General features: G+C 72.5%; 11 protein-coding genes and 1 riboswitch. Of the genes, 10 read left to right on the top strand and 1 reads right to left on the bottom strand.

The features are described 5' to 3' along the window. The first annotated feature begins 198 nt into the window (after positions 1–198). The 10 genes from OG574_RS34550 (at position 199) to cobI (ending at position 14,073) form a co-directional block, all read left to right on the top strand. Positions 199–942 (top strand): lysozyme, encoded by a 744-nt coding sequence (locus OG574_RS34550; protein ID WP_326776400.1) that lies wholly within the window; start codon positions 199–201, stop codon positions 940–942. A gap of 189 nt (positions 943–1,131) precedes the next feature. Then, positions 1,132–2,406: an inorganic phosphate transporter gene (locus tag OG574_RS34545; RefSeq protein ID WP_326776399.1), complete on the top strand. Its 1,275-nt coding sequence runs from the start codon at positions 1,132–1,134 to the stop codon at positions 2,404–2,406. A 15-nt stretch (positions 2,407–2,421) separates the two neighbouring features. Beyond that, positions 2,422–2,643, top strand: a complete 222-nt coding sequence (locus OG574_RS34540) for a hypothetical protein (RefSeq protein WP_100592482.1) — start codon at positions 2,422–2,424, stop codon at positions 2,641–2,643. A 110-nt stretch (positions 2,644–2,753) separates the two neighbouring features. Further along, positions 2,754–2,895: riboswitch (cobalamin riboswitch) on the top strand. 111 nt (positions 2,896–3,006) lie between these two features. Further along, positions 3,007–3,948: a cobalamin biosynthesis protein gene (locus OG574_RS34535; protein ID WP_326778725.1), complete on the top strand. Its 942-nt coding sequence runs from the start codon at positions 3,007–3,009 to the stop codon at positions 3,946–3,948. Continuing rightward, positions 3,945–5,495 carry a cobyric acid synthase gene (locus OG574_RS34530; protein ID WP_326776398.1) on the top strand — a complete coding sequence of 517 codons (1,551 nt, stop codon included), beginning with the start codon at positions 3,945–3,947 and terminating at the stop codon, positions 5,493–5,495. Before OG574_RS34535 ends, OG574_RS34530 begins: the two co-directional genes overlap by 4 nt. Beyond that, positions 5,492–9,172 (top strand): cobaltochelatase subunit CobN, encoded by a 3,681-nt coding sequence (cobN, locus tag OG574_RS34525; RefSeq protein ID WP_326776397.1) that lies wholly within the window; start codon positions 5,492–5,494, stop codon positions 9,170–9,172. The genes OG574_RS34530 and cobN overlap by 4 nt, the downstream gene beginning before the upstream one ends. Continuing rightward, on the top strand, positions 9,169–11,223 hold the full coding sequence (locus OG574_RS34520) for a putative cobaltochelatase (protein ID WP_326776396.1): 2,055 nt from the start codon (positions 9,169–9,171) through the stop codon (positions 11,221–11,223). Before cobN ends, OG574_RS34520 begins: the two co-directional genes overlap by 4 nt. Then, positions 11,223–11,822: a cob(I)yrinic acid a,c-diamide adenosyltransferase gene (gene cobO, locus OG574_RS34515; protein WP_326776395.1), complete on the top strand. Its 600-nt coding sequence runs from the start codon at positions 11,223–11,225 to the stop codon at positions 11,820–11,822. Before OG574_RS34520 ends, cobO begins: the two co-directional genes overlap by 1 nt. Then, positions 11,819–13,312: a cobyrinate a,c-diamide synthase gene (locus tag OG574_RS34510; protein ID WP_326776394.1), complete on the top strand. Its 1,494-nt coding sequence runs from the start codon at positions 11,819–11,821 to the stop codon at positions 13,310–13,312. Before cobO ends, OG574_RS34510 begins: the two co-directional genes overlap by 4 nt. Beyond that, positions 13,309–14,073 (top strand): precorrin-2 C(20)-methyltransferase, encoded by a 765-nt coding sequence (gene cobI / locus OG574_RS34505; protein ID WP_326776393.1) that lies wholly within the window; start codon positions 13,309–13,311, stop codon positions 14,071–14,073. The genes OG574_RS34510 and cobI overlap by 4 nt, the downstream gene beginning before the upstream one ends. A 23-nt stretch (positions 14,074–14,096) precedes the next feature. Here cobI and OG574_RS34500 read toward each other — a convergent pair whose 3' ends face one another. After that, positions 14,097–14,828 carry a ZIP family metal transporter gene (locus tag OG574_RS34500; RefSeq protein ID WP_326776392.1) on the bottom strand — a complete coding sequence of 244 codons (732 nt, stop codon included), beginning with the start codon at positions 14,826–14,828 and terminating at the stop codon, positions 14,097–14,099. Positions 14,829–14,940: the final 112 nt, after the last annotated feature.

Raw genomic sequence — 14,940 nt, 5'->3', positions numbered from 1 at the left:
CATCCTGCCAGCCGCTCGGCGGGCCCGCGCGGATCGTGGCGCCTGGGCACTTCAGTGCGGATCCGAGGAGTCCGGAAGCGCACGAATGGGCATGAATGCCCGCCTGGAAACGATTGGCTGGAGACCGACGGGCTCAGAGGGATCTTCCGGTAGCCTCCGGTGGGATTTGTCATGCACGTCGCCATTCCGGGGGGAAATATGGCTCGTGGTCACAAACCGTCCCGTCGCCGCGCGCACATCGCGGCCGCGACATCACTCGCCGCCCTGACGTTCGGGGGGACCGCTCTCGCACAGGCTCCGGCGTCCGCGGCGGGCGGCACCAAGGGGCACGACGTCTCGTCGCACCAGAAGAACGTCGACTGGCAGAAGGCCAAGAGCAAGGGCGCACGGTTCGTCTACGTCAAGGCGACCGAGTCCACCACCTACCGCAATCCCTACTTCAGCCGGCAGTACAACGGAGCGCGCAGCGCGGGCATCATCCGCGGCGCGTACCACTTCGCGCTCCCGAACAAGTCGTCCGGCCGGACGCAGGCCTCGTACTTCGTGCGCAACGGGGGCGGGTGGCGGGCGGACGGCTGGACGCTGCCGCCGGCGCTCGACATCGAGTACAACCCGTACAGCTCGAAGAAGTGCTACGGCCTGAGCAAGGGGAAGATGATCTCCTGGATCAGGTCGTTCAGCGACGAGGTGCGGCGCAGGACGGGCCGCCGGCCGGTGATCTACACCAATTACCGCTGGTGGAAGAACTGCACGGGCAACAGCACGGCCTTCGCGGGCAACCACGCGCTATGGCTCGCCCGCTACGACGAGTCCGCCGGGGCGCTGCCGTCGGGCTGGTCGTACTGGACGTTCTGGCAGTACGACAACAGCGGCGGACTGCCGGGTGACCAGAATCTCTTCAACGGTTCACAGACGCAGTTGCGGAGGTTCGCCCGCGGCTAGCGGAAGGCTTACTTCCGCTTGATTGAGCCACCGTTCCGCTTCGCGAACGACCCCGCGCCGCCACCCCGTTTCCAACGGAGTGGCGGCACTCCGCTTCGAGTCACCGCACCGCCCGCCCCAGTTCATCTTCCGTTCACTCAGATTGCCTACGGTCGCCGAGCCACTGACGTCCAACAGAAGCCTGGGTAAATGGAACACATCACGCTTCTCCTCGGGATCGTGATCGTTACCGCTCTCGTGTTCGACTTCACGAACGGTTTCCACGACACAGCCAACGCGATGGCCACCACCATCTCGACCGGCGCTCTCAAGCCCAAGACGGCGGTGGCCATGTCCGCCGTGCTGAACCTCGTCGGAGCCTTCCTCTCCGTGGAGGTCGCCAAGACGATCTCCGGCGGCATCATCAACGAGGACGGACTCAAGACCGAGGTCATCTTCGCGGCGCTGGTGGGCGCCATCCTCTGGAATCTCCTGACCTGGCTGGTGGGCCTCCCCTCCAGCTCGTCCCACGCGCTCTTCGGCGGCCTCATCGGCGCCGCCGTGATGTCGATGGGCTGGTCGTCGATCAACGGCGGCACCGTCGTCACGAAGATCCTGCTCCCGGCCGTCGCCGCGCCGCTCGTGGCGGGCATCGCCGCGATGCTGGCCACCCGGCTCACGTACCGGATAGGCAGCAAGACCGACCAGAAGGCGACCGCCAAGGGCTACCGCGCCGGGCAGATCGCCTCCGCGGGCCTGGTCTCGCTGGCGCACGGCACGAACGACGCGCAGAAGACGATGGGCATCATCACGCTCGCCCTGATCACGGGCGGCGTCCTCAGCCCCGGCGCCAACCCCCCGATGTGGGTCATCGTCTCGGCCGGTGCGGCCATCGCGCTCGGCACCTACCTCGGCGGCTGGCGCATCATCCGCACCATGGGCAAGGGCCTCACGGACCTCGCGCCGCAGCAGGGCTTCGCCGCCCAGACCAGCGCCGCGACCGCGATCCTCGCCTCCTCACACATCGGCTTCTCGCTCTCCACGACGCAGGTCTGCTCCGGCGCCGTCATGGGCTCGGGCCTCGGCCGCAAGGGCGGCGTCGTCCGCTGGTCGACCGCGACCCGCATGTTCATCGCCTGGGGCCTGACCCTGCCGGCCGCCGGTCTGGTCGGCGCGGGCGCCGAGTTCCTCACCAAGCAGGGCTCGTGGGGCGTCGCCGTCACCGCGCTGCTCCTGATCGCCGGCGCGGGCACCATCTGGGCGCTGTCCCGGCGCAACTCGATCGACCACACGAACGTCACGGACGACGACATCGACGGCGTCGACGTCCCGGACGAGCCCGCCGGCGTCGTGACCACCGCGATCGCGGCCGTCACCCCGCCGCCCGCCGGCACGGTCGCGGACCTGGCCACCGACGTGAAGACCACCATCCCCGCCTCGCCCGCCCCGCCCTCGGCGGAGCCCGCGCGCCCGGCCACGGTCTAAGGAAGCAGCAGCGCTATGCACATCGACTGGGCAGCACTCGGCTCCGTGTTCGGAGTCAGCCTCGTGATCACGGTGGCCCTCGTGGGCCTGTTCACCCTCGGCATCGTCGGCCTCACCAAGCGGGAGTCGGCGGCGGCCCAGGGCAACTCGGCGGCGCTGGCCGTCTCCGGCGCGTACGCCTGCTTCGCCCTGTGCGCGGCGGCCGTCGGGTACGGGATCTTCCTGATCGTCGCCTGACCGGAGGTAACCGGCAGGAGTGCGGGGTGCGGGACGCGAAGGCGTCCCGCACCCCGCTTCGTGTGGGCCTCAGCACACTCTCCCTTCGCAGGTCAACGGCAAGTTGACGGGCGTTCGCGGGGCGTGGTGGACTTCCGGGGCCATCTACGGCAGCAGGAGAGGAAGCCGGTGCGAATCCGGCGCGGTCCCGCCACTGTCACCGGGGAGTGATCCCCGCGAGCCAGGAACTCTCGCCGCCGGTCTCTTCCAACCAGGGCGTGGACACCCTGAGTGAGGACATATCGCCATGCGCGGCTGCCAGTTGCGGGTGCTCCCGCCGAGAACGAGTACAAGGGTTCCCCTCGCCGTAGCGGCGGGCTGACCGTGCGGGCCGAGCGCGTCTTCGCGTACGGCAGCGCCGCCGGACTCCTCGGTGACCTCCTGATCGGCGATCCGCGCCGCGGGCATCCGGTCGCCGCGTTCGGGCGGGCCGCGGGCGCCGTCGAGCGCGTGCTGTGGCGTGACCACCGCGGGTGGGGCGCCGTGCACACCGCTGTGTGCGCCGGAGGCGCCGCCGTCGCCGGTGGCCTCGCCGCGCGCGCCGTGCGCCGCTCCCCCGCCGCCTCCATCGCGCTGACCGCCGCCGCCACCTGGGCGGTCGTCGGCGGTACGTCGCTGGGCCGCGAGGCGCGCGCCATCGGGGGCGCGCTGGCCGCCGGTGACGTGGACGCGGCGCGCGAGCGGCTGCCGCATCTGTGCGGGCGCGACCCGCAGGCCCTGGACGCGGACGGGATCGCGCGGGCCGTCGTCGAGTCCGTCGCCGAGAACACCTCCGACGCCGTCGTGGGCGCGCTCGTGTGGGGCGCCGTCGCCGGCATCCCCGGGCTCGTCGCGTTCCGCGCCGTGAACACGCTGGACGCCATGGTCGGGCACAAGTCGGCCAGGTACCGCCGCTACGGCTGGGCCTCCGCGCGCCTCGACGACGTGGCGGGCTGGCCGGGGGCGCGGCTGACCGGCGTGCTCGCCGCTGTCGCGGGCGGCCGTCCGCGCGGCGCGCTCACGGCGTGGCGCGAGGACGCGCGGCTGCACCCGAGCCCCAACGCCGGTGTCGTCGAGGCCTCGTTCGCGGGGGCGCTCGGAGTGCGGCTCGGGGGCACGTTGTCGTACGGCGGGCGGGTCGAGCACCGGCCCGTACTGAACGCGTCGGGCCGGGCCGTGGAGACCGCCGACGTCGAGCGGGCGGCGCGGCTCTCGCGGCGCGTGAGCTGGCTGGCCCTCGGCGTGTGTGTCGCGGGGCGGGCACTGTTGCGGAGGGGAAAGTCGTGAGTGGTGGCGGACTGCTGGTGGCAGGGACCACGTCCGATGCCGGGAAGAGCGTCGTCACCGCGGGGATCTGCCGGTGGCTGGTGCGGCAGGGGGTGAAGGTCGCGCCGTTCAAGGGGCAGAACATGTCCCTCAACTCCTTCGTGACGCGCGAGGGCGCCGAGATCGGGCGGGCGCAGGCCATGCAGGCGCAGGCCGCCCGCGTCGAGCCGAGCGCCCTGATGAACCCCGTGCTGCTGAAGCCGGGCAGTGACCGGAGCAGCCAGGTGGTGCTCATGGGCAAGCCGGTGGGCGAGTTGAGTGCCCGGGGGTTCTTCGGGGGGTCCGGGGGGTCGTCCCCCGGGAAGGCGCTGCACGGGGGACGGCAGGCGGCACTTCTGGACACCGTCGTGGGATGCCTGGAGGAACTCCGGGGCAGCTATGACGCCGTGATCTGTGAAGGGGCGGGCTCTCCCGCCGAGATCAACCTGCGCCGCACCGACATCGTCAACATGGGGATCGCCCGGGCCGCGCGGCTGCCCGTGCTCGTGGTCGGCGACATCGACCGCGGCGGCGTCTTCGCGTCGTTCTTCGGCACGACGGCGCTGCTCGCTCCCGAGGACCAGGAGCTGCTGGCCGGCTATCTGGTCAACAAGTTCCGCGGGGACGTCTCGCTCCTCGAGCCCGGCCTCGACATGCTCAAGGATCTGACCGGGCGCCCCACGTACGGGGTTCTCCCCTTCCAGCACGGCCTCGGCATCGACGAGGAGGACGGGCTGCGCGTGTCGCTGCGCGGTTCCGTGCGCGAGTCGCAGACCGCGGCCCCGGTCGGCGAGGACGTGTTGCGCGTCGCCGTCTGCGCCGTCCCGCTGATGTCGAACTTCACCGACGTGGACGCCCTGGCCGCGGAGCCGGGCGTCGTCGTGCGGTTCGTCGACCGGGCCGAGGAGCTCGTCGACGCGGACCTGGTCGTCGTGCCGGGAACGCGCGGCACCGTCAAGGCACTTCAGTGGCTGCGCGAGCGCGGCCTCGCCGACGCCCTCGCGCGCCGGGCCGCCGAGGGCCGGCCGGTCCTCGGGATCTGCGGCGGCTTCCAGGTGCTCGGCGAGCGCATCGAGGACGACGTCGAGTCGCGCCTGGGCGCCGTGGACGGGCTCGGACTGCTGCCCGTACGGGTGCGGTTCGAGCGCGAGAAGACCCTCGCCCGGCCCGTCGGCGAGGCGCTCGGCGAGCGCGTCGACGGTTACGAGATCCATCACGGGGTCGCCGAGGTCACCGGCGGAGAAGCCTTCTTGGACGGATGCCGCGTCGGCTCCGTCTGGGGCACGCACTGGCACGGCTCGCTGGAGGCGGACGGCTTCCGCCGGGCGTTCCTGCGCGAGGTCGCGGCCGCCGCGGGCCGCCGTTTCGTACCGGCGCCCGACACGTCGTTCGGCGCGCTGCGCGAGGAGCAGCTCGACCGGCTCGGCGATCTGATCGAAGAACACGCGGACACGGACGCGCTGTGGCGGCTCATCGAGTCCGGCGCTCCGTCAGGACTGCCTTTCATTCCACCGGGAGCGCCCGCATGAGCACAGTGTTGTTGTTGTCGACCGCAGATACCGATCTGCTGGCGGCCCGGGCCTCCGGCGCCCCCTACCGGATCGGGAACCCGACCCGCGTGGACGTGCAGAGCGAGCTGCCGGAGCTGCTCGACGGCGTGGACATCGCCGTCGTACGGCTCCTCGGCGGCAAGCGCGCCTGGGAGGACGGGCTCGCGGCGCTGAAGGCGTCCGGCGTACCGACGGTCCTGCTCGGCGGCGAGAGCGTCCCGGACGCGGAGCTGATGGCCGAGTCGACCGTGCACGCGGGCGCCGTGGCCGAGGCGCTGCGCTATCTCGTCGAGGGCGGTCCCGGCAACCTCGTCGAGCTGGCCCGCTTCCTCGTCCAGGACGTGCTGCGGGGCGGGCACGGCCGGGCCGGGAGCACGCAGGAGCGGCACAGCGCCGAGCCGCAGAAGATGCCCGAATACGGGGTGCACGGCCGCCGTGCCCGCGTCGAGGGCCGCCCGACGGTCGGCGTGCTCTTCTACCGCGCCCACGAGCTGTCCGGGAACACCGCGTTCGTGGACACGCTGTGCGACGCGATCGAGGCGCGCGGCGTCAACGCCCTTCCGGTGTACTGCGGTTCGCTGCGCGGCGCCGACCCCGGCCTGTACGAGCTGCTCGGCGAGGCCGACACCCTGGTCGCGACCGTGCTCGCGGCGGGCGGCACGCACGCCTCGCAGGCGTCCGCGGGCGGCGACGAGGAGGCCTGGGACATCGGCGCGCTCGCCGACCTCGACATCCCCGTCCTGCAGGGTCTTTGCCTCACGTCGTCGAAGGCGGCCTGGGAGGCGTCGGACGCCGCCCTGTCGCCGATGGACGCGGCGATGCAGGTCGCGATCCCCGAGTTCGACGGCCGGATCGTGACCGTGCCGTTCTCCTTCAAGGAGGAGGGCCCCGACGGCGTCCCGGTGTACGCGGCCGACCCCGAGCGGGCCGCGCGCGTCGCCGGAATCGCCGTACGCCACGCGCGTCTCGGCCACAAGCCGAACGGCGAGAAGAAGCTCGCCGTCGTCTTCACGGCCTACCCGACCAAGCACTCGCGGGTCGGCAACGCGGTGGGCCTCGACACGCCGGCCTCCGCCGTCCGCGTCCTGGACGCGCTGCGCGAGGCCGGTTACGGAGTCCACGGCTACCCCGACAACGGTGACGAGCTGATCCACCGGCTCATCGAGGCGGGCGGCCACGACGTCGAGTGGCTCACCGAGGACCAGTTGGCGTCGGCGCCCGCGCGCGTGCCGCTCGCCGACTACCGCGCCTGGTTCGACAAGCTGGCGCCCGAGCTGCGCGACGGGATGCTGGAGGCATGGGGCGAGCCGCCGGGCTCCCTCTACGTCGACGGCGACGACATCGTGCTCGCGTCGCTCCAGTTCGGCAACGTCGTCGTGATGATCCAGCCGCCGCGCGGCTTCGGCGAGAACCCGATCGCGATCTACCACGACCCGGACATGCCGCCGTCGCACCACTACATGGCCGCGTACCGCTGGCTGGAGAACTCTTTCGGCGCGGACGCCGTCATCCACATGGGCAAGCACGGCACCATGGAGTGGCTGCCGGGCAAGGGCCTCGGCCTGAGCGGGAGTTGTGCGCCCGACGCGGTCCTCGGCGAGCTGCCGCTGATCTACCCGTTCATCGTGAACGACCCGGGCGAGGGCACGCAGGCCAAGCGCCGCGGGCACGCCACGGTCGTCGACCACCTGGTGCCGCCGATGGCGCGCGCCGACACGTACGGCGATCTCGCGAAGCTGGAGCAGCTCCTCGACGAGTACGCGCTCGTCTCCGACCTGGACCCGACGAAGGCCCCTGCCGTGCGCGCCCAGATCTGGACGCTGGTGAAGGCCGCCGAGCTCCACCACGACCTGCATGTCGACGAGCAGCCGGACGACGGCGACTTCGACGAGTTCGTGATGCACATCGACGGCTATCTGTGCGAGATCAAGGACGTGCAGATCCGCGACGGTCTGCACATCCTGGGCGGCGGCCCGGTCGGCGAGCCGCGCGTGAACCTCGTACTCGCCGTGCTGCGCGCCTCGCAGGTGTGGGGCGGCACCGCGAACGCGCTGCCCGGCCTGCGCGCCTGCCTGGCCGAGCACTTCGGCCTGGTCGAGAAGGAGCTGCTCGGCGAGCCCGGCGCCCCCGTGAAGGTGCCGGCCGAACTGACGGACCTCGTCAGCGGTCCCGCCCGCAGCGCCGCCGACGCGATCGACCTCCTGGAGCAGCTGTGCCGGCGCGCGGCCGAGGGCATGGAGGAGCGCGGCTGGGACGCCGCTGCCGTCCCCGCGCTCGTCCGCGACGTCGTCGGGACCGAACTCCCGGACGCCGTGGCGGTGCTGGAGTTCGCGTGCCGTGAGGTCGTGCCGCGGCTCGCCCGTACGACGGACGAGATCGGGCACATCCTGCGCGCGCTCGACGGCGGATACGTGCCCGCGGGACCGTCCGGGTCGCCGACGCGCGGTCTGGTCAACGTGCTGCCGACGGGCCGCAACTTCTACTCCGTCGACCCGAAGGCGATCCCCTCGCGGCTGAGCTGGGAGGTCGGGCAGGCGCTCGCCGACTCGCTCGTCGCGCGCTATCTGGCCGACACCGGCGAGTACCCCAAGTCCGTGGGCCTGACGGTGTGGGGCACTTCGGCGATGCGTACGCAGGGCGACGACATCGCGGAGATCCTCGCGCTGCTCGGCTGCCGCCCCGTGTGGGACGACGCCTCGCGCCGTGTCACCGGCTTCGAGATCGTGCCGGCCGCCGAACTCGGGCGTCCGCGCATCGATGTGACGGTCCGTATCTCCGGCTTCTTCCGCGACGCGTTCCCGCACGTCGTGGGCCTGATCGACGACGCCGTGCAGGCCGTCGCCGCGCTCGACGAGAGCGCCGAGCAGAACCACGTACGCGCCCATGTCGAACAGGACACCGTCGAGCACGGCGACCGGCGGCGGGCCACGGCCCGCATCTTCGGGTCGAAGCCGGGCGCGTACGGCGCCGGGCTGCTGCCGCTGATCGACGCCCGCAACTGGCAGTCCGACGCGGACCTCGCCGAGGTGTACGCGGTGTGGGGCGGCTACGCGTACGGGCGCGGGCTCGACGGGCGGGCGGCGCGAGGCGACATGGAGACGGCGTTCCGCCGCATCAACGTGGCGGCGAAGAACGTCGACACCCGCGAGCACGACCTCGTCGACGCCGACGACTACTTCCAGTACCACGGCGGCATGGTCGCCATGGTGCGGCATCTGACGGGGGCCTCCCCCGAGGCGTACGTCGGCGACTCCGCCGTGCCCGACCAGGTGAAGACCCGCACGCTCGGCGAGGAGACCCACCGGGTGTTCCGCGCCCGTGTGGTCAACCCGCGCTGGATGGCGGCGATGCGCCGCCACGGCTACAAGGGCGCCTTCGAGATGGCCGCCACCGTCGACTACCTCTTCGGGTACGACGCGACGGCCGGCGTGGTCGACGACTGGATGTACGAGAAGCTGTCGGCCGAGTACGTCTTCGACGCGGAGAACCAGGACTTCATGAAGAAGTCCAACCCGTGGGCCCTGCGGGGCATCACCGAGCGGCTGCTCGAAGCGGCCGAGCGCGGCCTGTGGGCCGAGCCGGACGCGCAGACGCTGGAGCGGCTGCGGGCCACGTATCTGGAACTTGAGGGCGACTTGGAGGGCGACGACCAGTGAGTACCCCCTATCCGTTCACCGCGCTCGTCGGGCAGGACGACCTGCGGCTCGCGCTGCTGCTGAACGCGGTCAGCCCCGCCGTCGGCGGGGTGCTCGTGCGCGGCGAGAAGGGCACGGCCAAGTCCACGGCCGTACGCGCCCTCTCGGCCCTCATTCCCGAGGTCGAGGTCGTCGCCGGGTGCCGCTTCTCGTGTGCGCCCGGCGCCCCGGACCCGGCGTGCCCGGACGGCCCGCACGAGCCCGGACCCGGCACCTCACGTGCCGCCCGCATGGTCGAGCTGCCCGTCGGCGCGTCCGAGGACCGGCTCGTCGGCGCGCTCGACATCGAGCGGGCGCTCGCCGAGGGCGTGAAGGCCTTCGAGCCGGGGCTCCTCGCCGACGCGCACCGCGGGATCCTGTACGTCGACGAAGTGAACCTGCTGCACGACCACCTGGTGGACCTGCTGCTGGATGCGGCCGCGATGGGCGCCTCGTACGTGGAGCGTGAGGGCGTGTCCGTGCGGCATGCCGCGCGCTTCCTGCTCGTCGGCACCATGAACCCCGAAGAGGGCGAGCTGCGGCCGCAGTTGCTCGACCGGTTCGGTCTCACCGTGGAGGTCGCCGCCTCCCGCGAGCCCGACCAGCGCGTCGAGGTCGTCAAGCGGCGCCTCGCCTACGACGACGACCCCGAGGGCTTCGCCGGGAAGTGGGAGCAGGAGGAGTCCGCCGTACGGGCGCGGATCGTCGCGGCCCGTGACCTGCTGCCTTCGGTGCGGCTCGGCGACGCCGCGCTGCGGCAGATCGCCGCGACGTGCGCCGCGTTCGAGGTCGACGGGATGCGCGCGGACATCGTGATGGCGCGTACGGCGACGGCGCTCGCCGCGTGGGCGGGCCGCACGGACGTGCTGGCCGAGGACGTGCGGCAGGCCGCGCTCCTCGCGCTGCCGCACCGCAGGCGCCGCAACCCGTTCGACGCGCCGGGGCTCGACGAGGACAAGCTCGACGACACTCTTGAGGAGTTCGGCGGGCAGGACGACGAGCCCGATCCTGACGGTGACGGCGGCGGGGACGGCCCCGGCGGCGGTGGCGGGCAGCCGCCCCAGGACGCGCCCGAGGGCAACGGCCCCGACACGGGTGGGGACCAGGCCGCCGACATCCCGGCGCAGGGCGAGCCCGCCGAGAGCGGCGAGCAGAAGGCTCCCGCGGGCGGCGGCGAGCAGGCGGCCGCCCGGGCCGGTGAGCCCTTCCGTACGAAGATGCTGAGCGTGCCCGGACTCGGTGAGGGTGCCGCGGGGCGGCGCTCGCGGGCCCGTACGGAGCACGGGCGTACGACGGGTGCGCGGCGCCCGCGTGGCGCGCTCACCAAGCTGCACCTCGCGGCGACCGTGCAGGCCGCTGCCCCGCACCAGCGGGCGCGCGGGCGTTCCGGTCCCGGGCTCGTGGTGCGGCGTGACGATCTGCGGCAGGCGACCAGGGAGGGCCGCGAGGGCAACCTCGTGCTCTTCGTGGTCGACGCCTCCGGGTCGATGGCGGCGCGACAGCGGATGAGCGCCGTGAAGGGCGCTGTCCTGTCGCTGCTCCTCGACGCGTACCAGCGGCGGGACAAGGTGGGGCTCGTGACGTTCCGCGGATCCTCGGCCGAGGTGGCACTGCCGCCGACGTCCTCCGTGGACGCGGCCGCCGTACGGCTCGAGTCGCTGCCCACCGGTGGGCGTACGCCGCTGTCCGCCGGGCTCCTGAAGGCGCACGACGTGCTGCGCGTGGAGCGACTGCGGGACCCGGCGCGCCGGCCGCTCGTCGTCGTGGTGACCGACGGGCGCGCGACGGGCGGTCCTGAGCCGGTGGCGCTCGCGGGGCGTGCGGCGCGGCTGCTCGCCGCCGAGGGAACGGCGTCGGTCGTCGTGGACTGCGAGTCGGGCCCTGTGCGGCTCGGGCTCGCCGGTCAGCTGGCGGGCGAGCTGGGCGGGACGGCGGTGACGCTCGACGAGCTGCGGGCCGATTCCATCGCCGGGCTCGTGAAGGAGGTCCGACAAATGCAGGGTCTGCAGTCGAACAGCAGGAGGGCCGCGTAATGCCTCAGGGACAGCCGAGCGTCGTGCCGGACGACGGGCTCACGACGCGGCAGCGGCGCAACCGGCCGCTCGTCGTCGTCCACACCGGCATCGGCAAGGGCAAGTCGACGGCGGCTTTCGGGCTCGCCCTGCGCGCCTGGAACCAGGGCTGGCCGATCGGGGTGTTCCAGTTCGTCAAGTCGGCGAAGTGGAAGGTCGGCGAGGAGAACGCGCTGCGCGTCCTCGGCGCGAGCGGCGAGGGCGGGAGCGTCGACTGGCACAAGATGGGCGAGGGCTGGTCCTGGGTCCAGCGCGACGCGCAGATGGACAACGAGGAGAAGGCCCGCGAGGGCTGGGAGCAGGTCAAGCGTGACCTCGCCGCCGAGACGTACCAGCTGTACGTGCTCGACGAGTTCGCCTACCCGATGCACTGGGGCTGGATCGACACGGACGAGGTCGTCTCCGTGCTGCGGGACCGGCCCGGGACCCAGCACGTCGTGATCACCGGGCGCAACGCCCCCGAGAAGCTGGTGGACTTCGCCGACCTGGTCACCGACATGTCCAAGGTCAAGCACCCGATGGACGCGGGCCAGAAGGGCCAGAGGGGCATCGAGTGGTGAGTTCGTCCCTGCCACGGCTCGTCATTGCCGCGCCCTCGTCGGGCAGCGGCAAGACGACCGTCGCGACGGGTCTGATGGCGGCGTTCGCCGGACGCGGGCTCGCCGTGTCGCCGCACAAGGTCGGGCCCGACTACATCGACCCCGGCTACCACGCGCTCGCCACGGGGCGCGCCGGGCGCAACCTCGACGCGTACATGTGCGGGTCCGAGCTGGTGGCGCCGCTCTTCGCGCACGGGGCGCGGGGGTGCGATCTCGCCGTCGTCGAGGGCGTGATGGGGCTTTTCGACGGGGCCTCCGGTCAGGGAGAGCTGGCGTCGACCGCGCATGTCGCGAAGCTGCTTCGGGCGCCGGTCGTGCTCGTTGTCGACGCGTCGTCCCAGGCGCGGTCCGTGGCCGCGCTCGTGCATGGTTTTGCGTCGTTCGATCCTGAGGTGCGGCTCGCCGGGGTGATCCTCAACAAGGTCGGCTCCGACCGGCACGAGGCGATCCTGCGCGAGGCGCTGGACGAGTCGGGGGTGCCGGTGTTCGGCGCCTTGCGCCGGGGTGGGGAAGTGGTGACTCCCTCGCGCCACCTGGGGCTTGTGCCGGCGGCCGAGCGGGGGGCGGAGGCGGTTGCGGCTGTGGCCGCGATGGCCGAGTTGGTGCGGGTCGGGTGTGACCTGGACGCGCTGTACGCCGTGGCGCGTAGTGCTCCTTCGTTGGGGGCTGCGGCTTGGGATGCGGCAGCGGCGGTGGGGGATTCTTTCCCCGAGCCCGCCCCTTCCCGAAACCGGGGCTCCGCCCCGGACCCCGGTCCTCGAACGCGGGACAGGCTGGATAGGCCGGACGCACCGGAATTGCCGGACCGCAAGGGGGGCAACCCTCGCGTTGCCGTGGCCGGTGGTGCCGCCTTCACCTTCTCCTATGCCGAGCACTCCGAGCTGCTGGCAGCGGCCGGGGCCGACGTCGTGTCCTTCGATCCACTTCGGGACGAGCAACTCCCGGACGGGACACAGGCGTTGGTCATCGGTGGGGGCTTTCCGGAGGTGTACGCCTCCGAGCTGTCCGCCAATGAACCGCTGCGCAAGGCCGTCGGGGACCTCGCGCGGTCCGGGGCTCCCGTCGTCGCCGAGTGTGCGGGGCTGCTGTACTTGGCGCGGTCCCTGGACGGGCGGCCCATGTGCGGGGTTCTGGACATCGACGCGCGGATGTCGGAGCGGCTGACGCTCGGGTACCGGGACGCCGTCGCTGTGTCCGACAGCGTGCTGGCCGCGAACGGGACGCGGGTGCGCGGTCACGAGTTCCATCGCACCGTCGTCGAACCCGGGGCCGGCGCCTCCCCCGCGTGGGGCATCACGCGTCCCGGGCGGCGCGTCGAAGGGTTTGTGCAGGGCGGGGTGCATGCCTCGTATCTGCATGTGCACTGGGCCGCCGTGCCCCAGGCGGCGCGGCGCATCGTCGCGCAGGCAACCGAAGTCGCGCGGGCAACCGAAGGAGTCACCCCGTCATGACCAGCAACACCACGCACCGGCTGACCGGCGTCGGCGTGGGTCCCGGTGACCCCGAGCTCGTGACCGTGAAGGGCGTGAACGCCCTGCGCGAGGCCGCCGTCGTCGTCGTACCGGTGATGGCCGCGGCCGACGGGACCGATGGCGGTGAGCCCGGCCGCGCCGAGGCGACCGTCCTGCACTACGTGCCCGCCGACAAAGTCGTCCGCGTCGTCTTCGCGCTCAACGAGCGCTCGGACCGGGCCCGGCGCGAGGCCGCCTGGGACGTGGCCGGTGAGCGCGTCGCGGCGCTCCTGCGGGAGCACGGCTCCGTCGCGTTCGCGACGATCGGCGACCCGAACGTGTACTCCACGTTCACTTATCTCGCCCTGACCGTCGAGGAGCTGGTGCCGGGGACCGTCGTCGAGACCGTGCCGGGCATCACCGCCATGCAGGACCTCGCCGCGCGGTCCGGCGCCGTGCTCACCGAGGGCACCGAGCCGCTGACGCTCGTGCCGGTGACCGCCGGTTCGGCCGTGCTCAAGGAGGCGCTCGCGGGGCCCGGCACCGTCGTCGCGTACAAGTTCGGGCGGCTCGCGGGCGAGGTCGCCGCGGCGCTGCGCGAGACCGGGCGGACGCAGGACGCCGTGTGGGGGTCCGCGCTCGGGCTGCCCGAGGAGTCCATCAGGCCCGCCGCCGAACTGGGAACCGACGCCGCGCTGCCGTACCTGTCGACGCTGATCGCGCCCGCTCGGCGCGACGGCGGACGGGGCGGGAAACTGTGACCCGCCGGGGGGCGGAACAGGCCCTAGTCCCCCGACGCGCCGATCACCAGCCACATCAGGGCGGCGCCCGCGATCGTGCACAGGAGCGTGGAGCGCGCCGGGTGGTGGTGGCCGGCCTCCGGCAGGATCTCCGCGGCCGCGATGTACAGCAGAATGCCGCCGAAGAATCCGAGGTAGCAGGCGAGGGCCTGCGCCGGGATGGTGAACAGCAGCGTCGACGCGGCGCCCACCACCGGCGCGAGCGCGTCCGCGCCGACCATCGCGAGTGCCTTGCGGCGGGCGTTCCCGTAGGCGGCGGTGATCGTGTACGTGTTGAAGCCGTCGGCGAAGTCGTGCGTGATCACGGCGAGCGCGACGGTGTACCCCATGGTGCTGCTCACCTGGAACGAGGCGCCGATCGCGACGCCGTCCGCGACGCTGTGCCCGACCATCGCGGAGGCGGCGCCGAGGCCGACCTGGGGCACCTGTTCCTCGCCCTCCTGCGCACCGTGCGCGGCCTGGCGCATCGCGAGCAGCCGCTCGACGATGTGCGCGGCGAGGAAGCCCGCGACGAACAGGAGCAGCGCGGCCGGCACTTGGTAGATCTCGTTGCCCGCGCCGTGCAGGGCCTCCGGAAGCAGGTCGAAACCGACCACGCCGAGCATCAGGCCGCCGGCGAATCCGAGCACCAAGTGGCGCCGGTCGGTGACGTGGTGGGCGGTCCAGCCGCCGACGAGTGTCATCACGAACGAGCCAAGTGCGACGAGGACGGCCATGGTCCTTTGCTAGCGGATCGGTACTGTCCGCGCACGCCCGGGACCGGCTGAACCGCACCTTCCGACCCGTCCGATACCGCTCCCGTACCTCCGTACGACCGAACCGTGTACG

The organism is Streptomyces sp. NBC_01445 (genome assembly GCF_035918235.1).
In the GTDB taxonomy this organism is placed as follows: domain Bacteria; phylum Actinomycetota; class Actinomycetes; order Streptomycetales; family Streptomycetaceae; genus Streptomyces.
The sequence above is the reverse complement of the archived record's forward strand: the minus strand, read 5'-3'. Positions and strand labels throughout refer to the sequence as shown.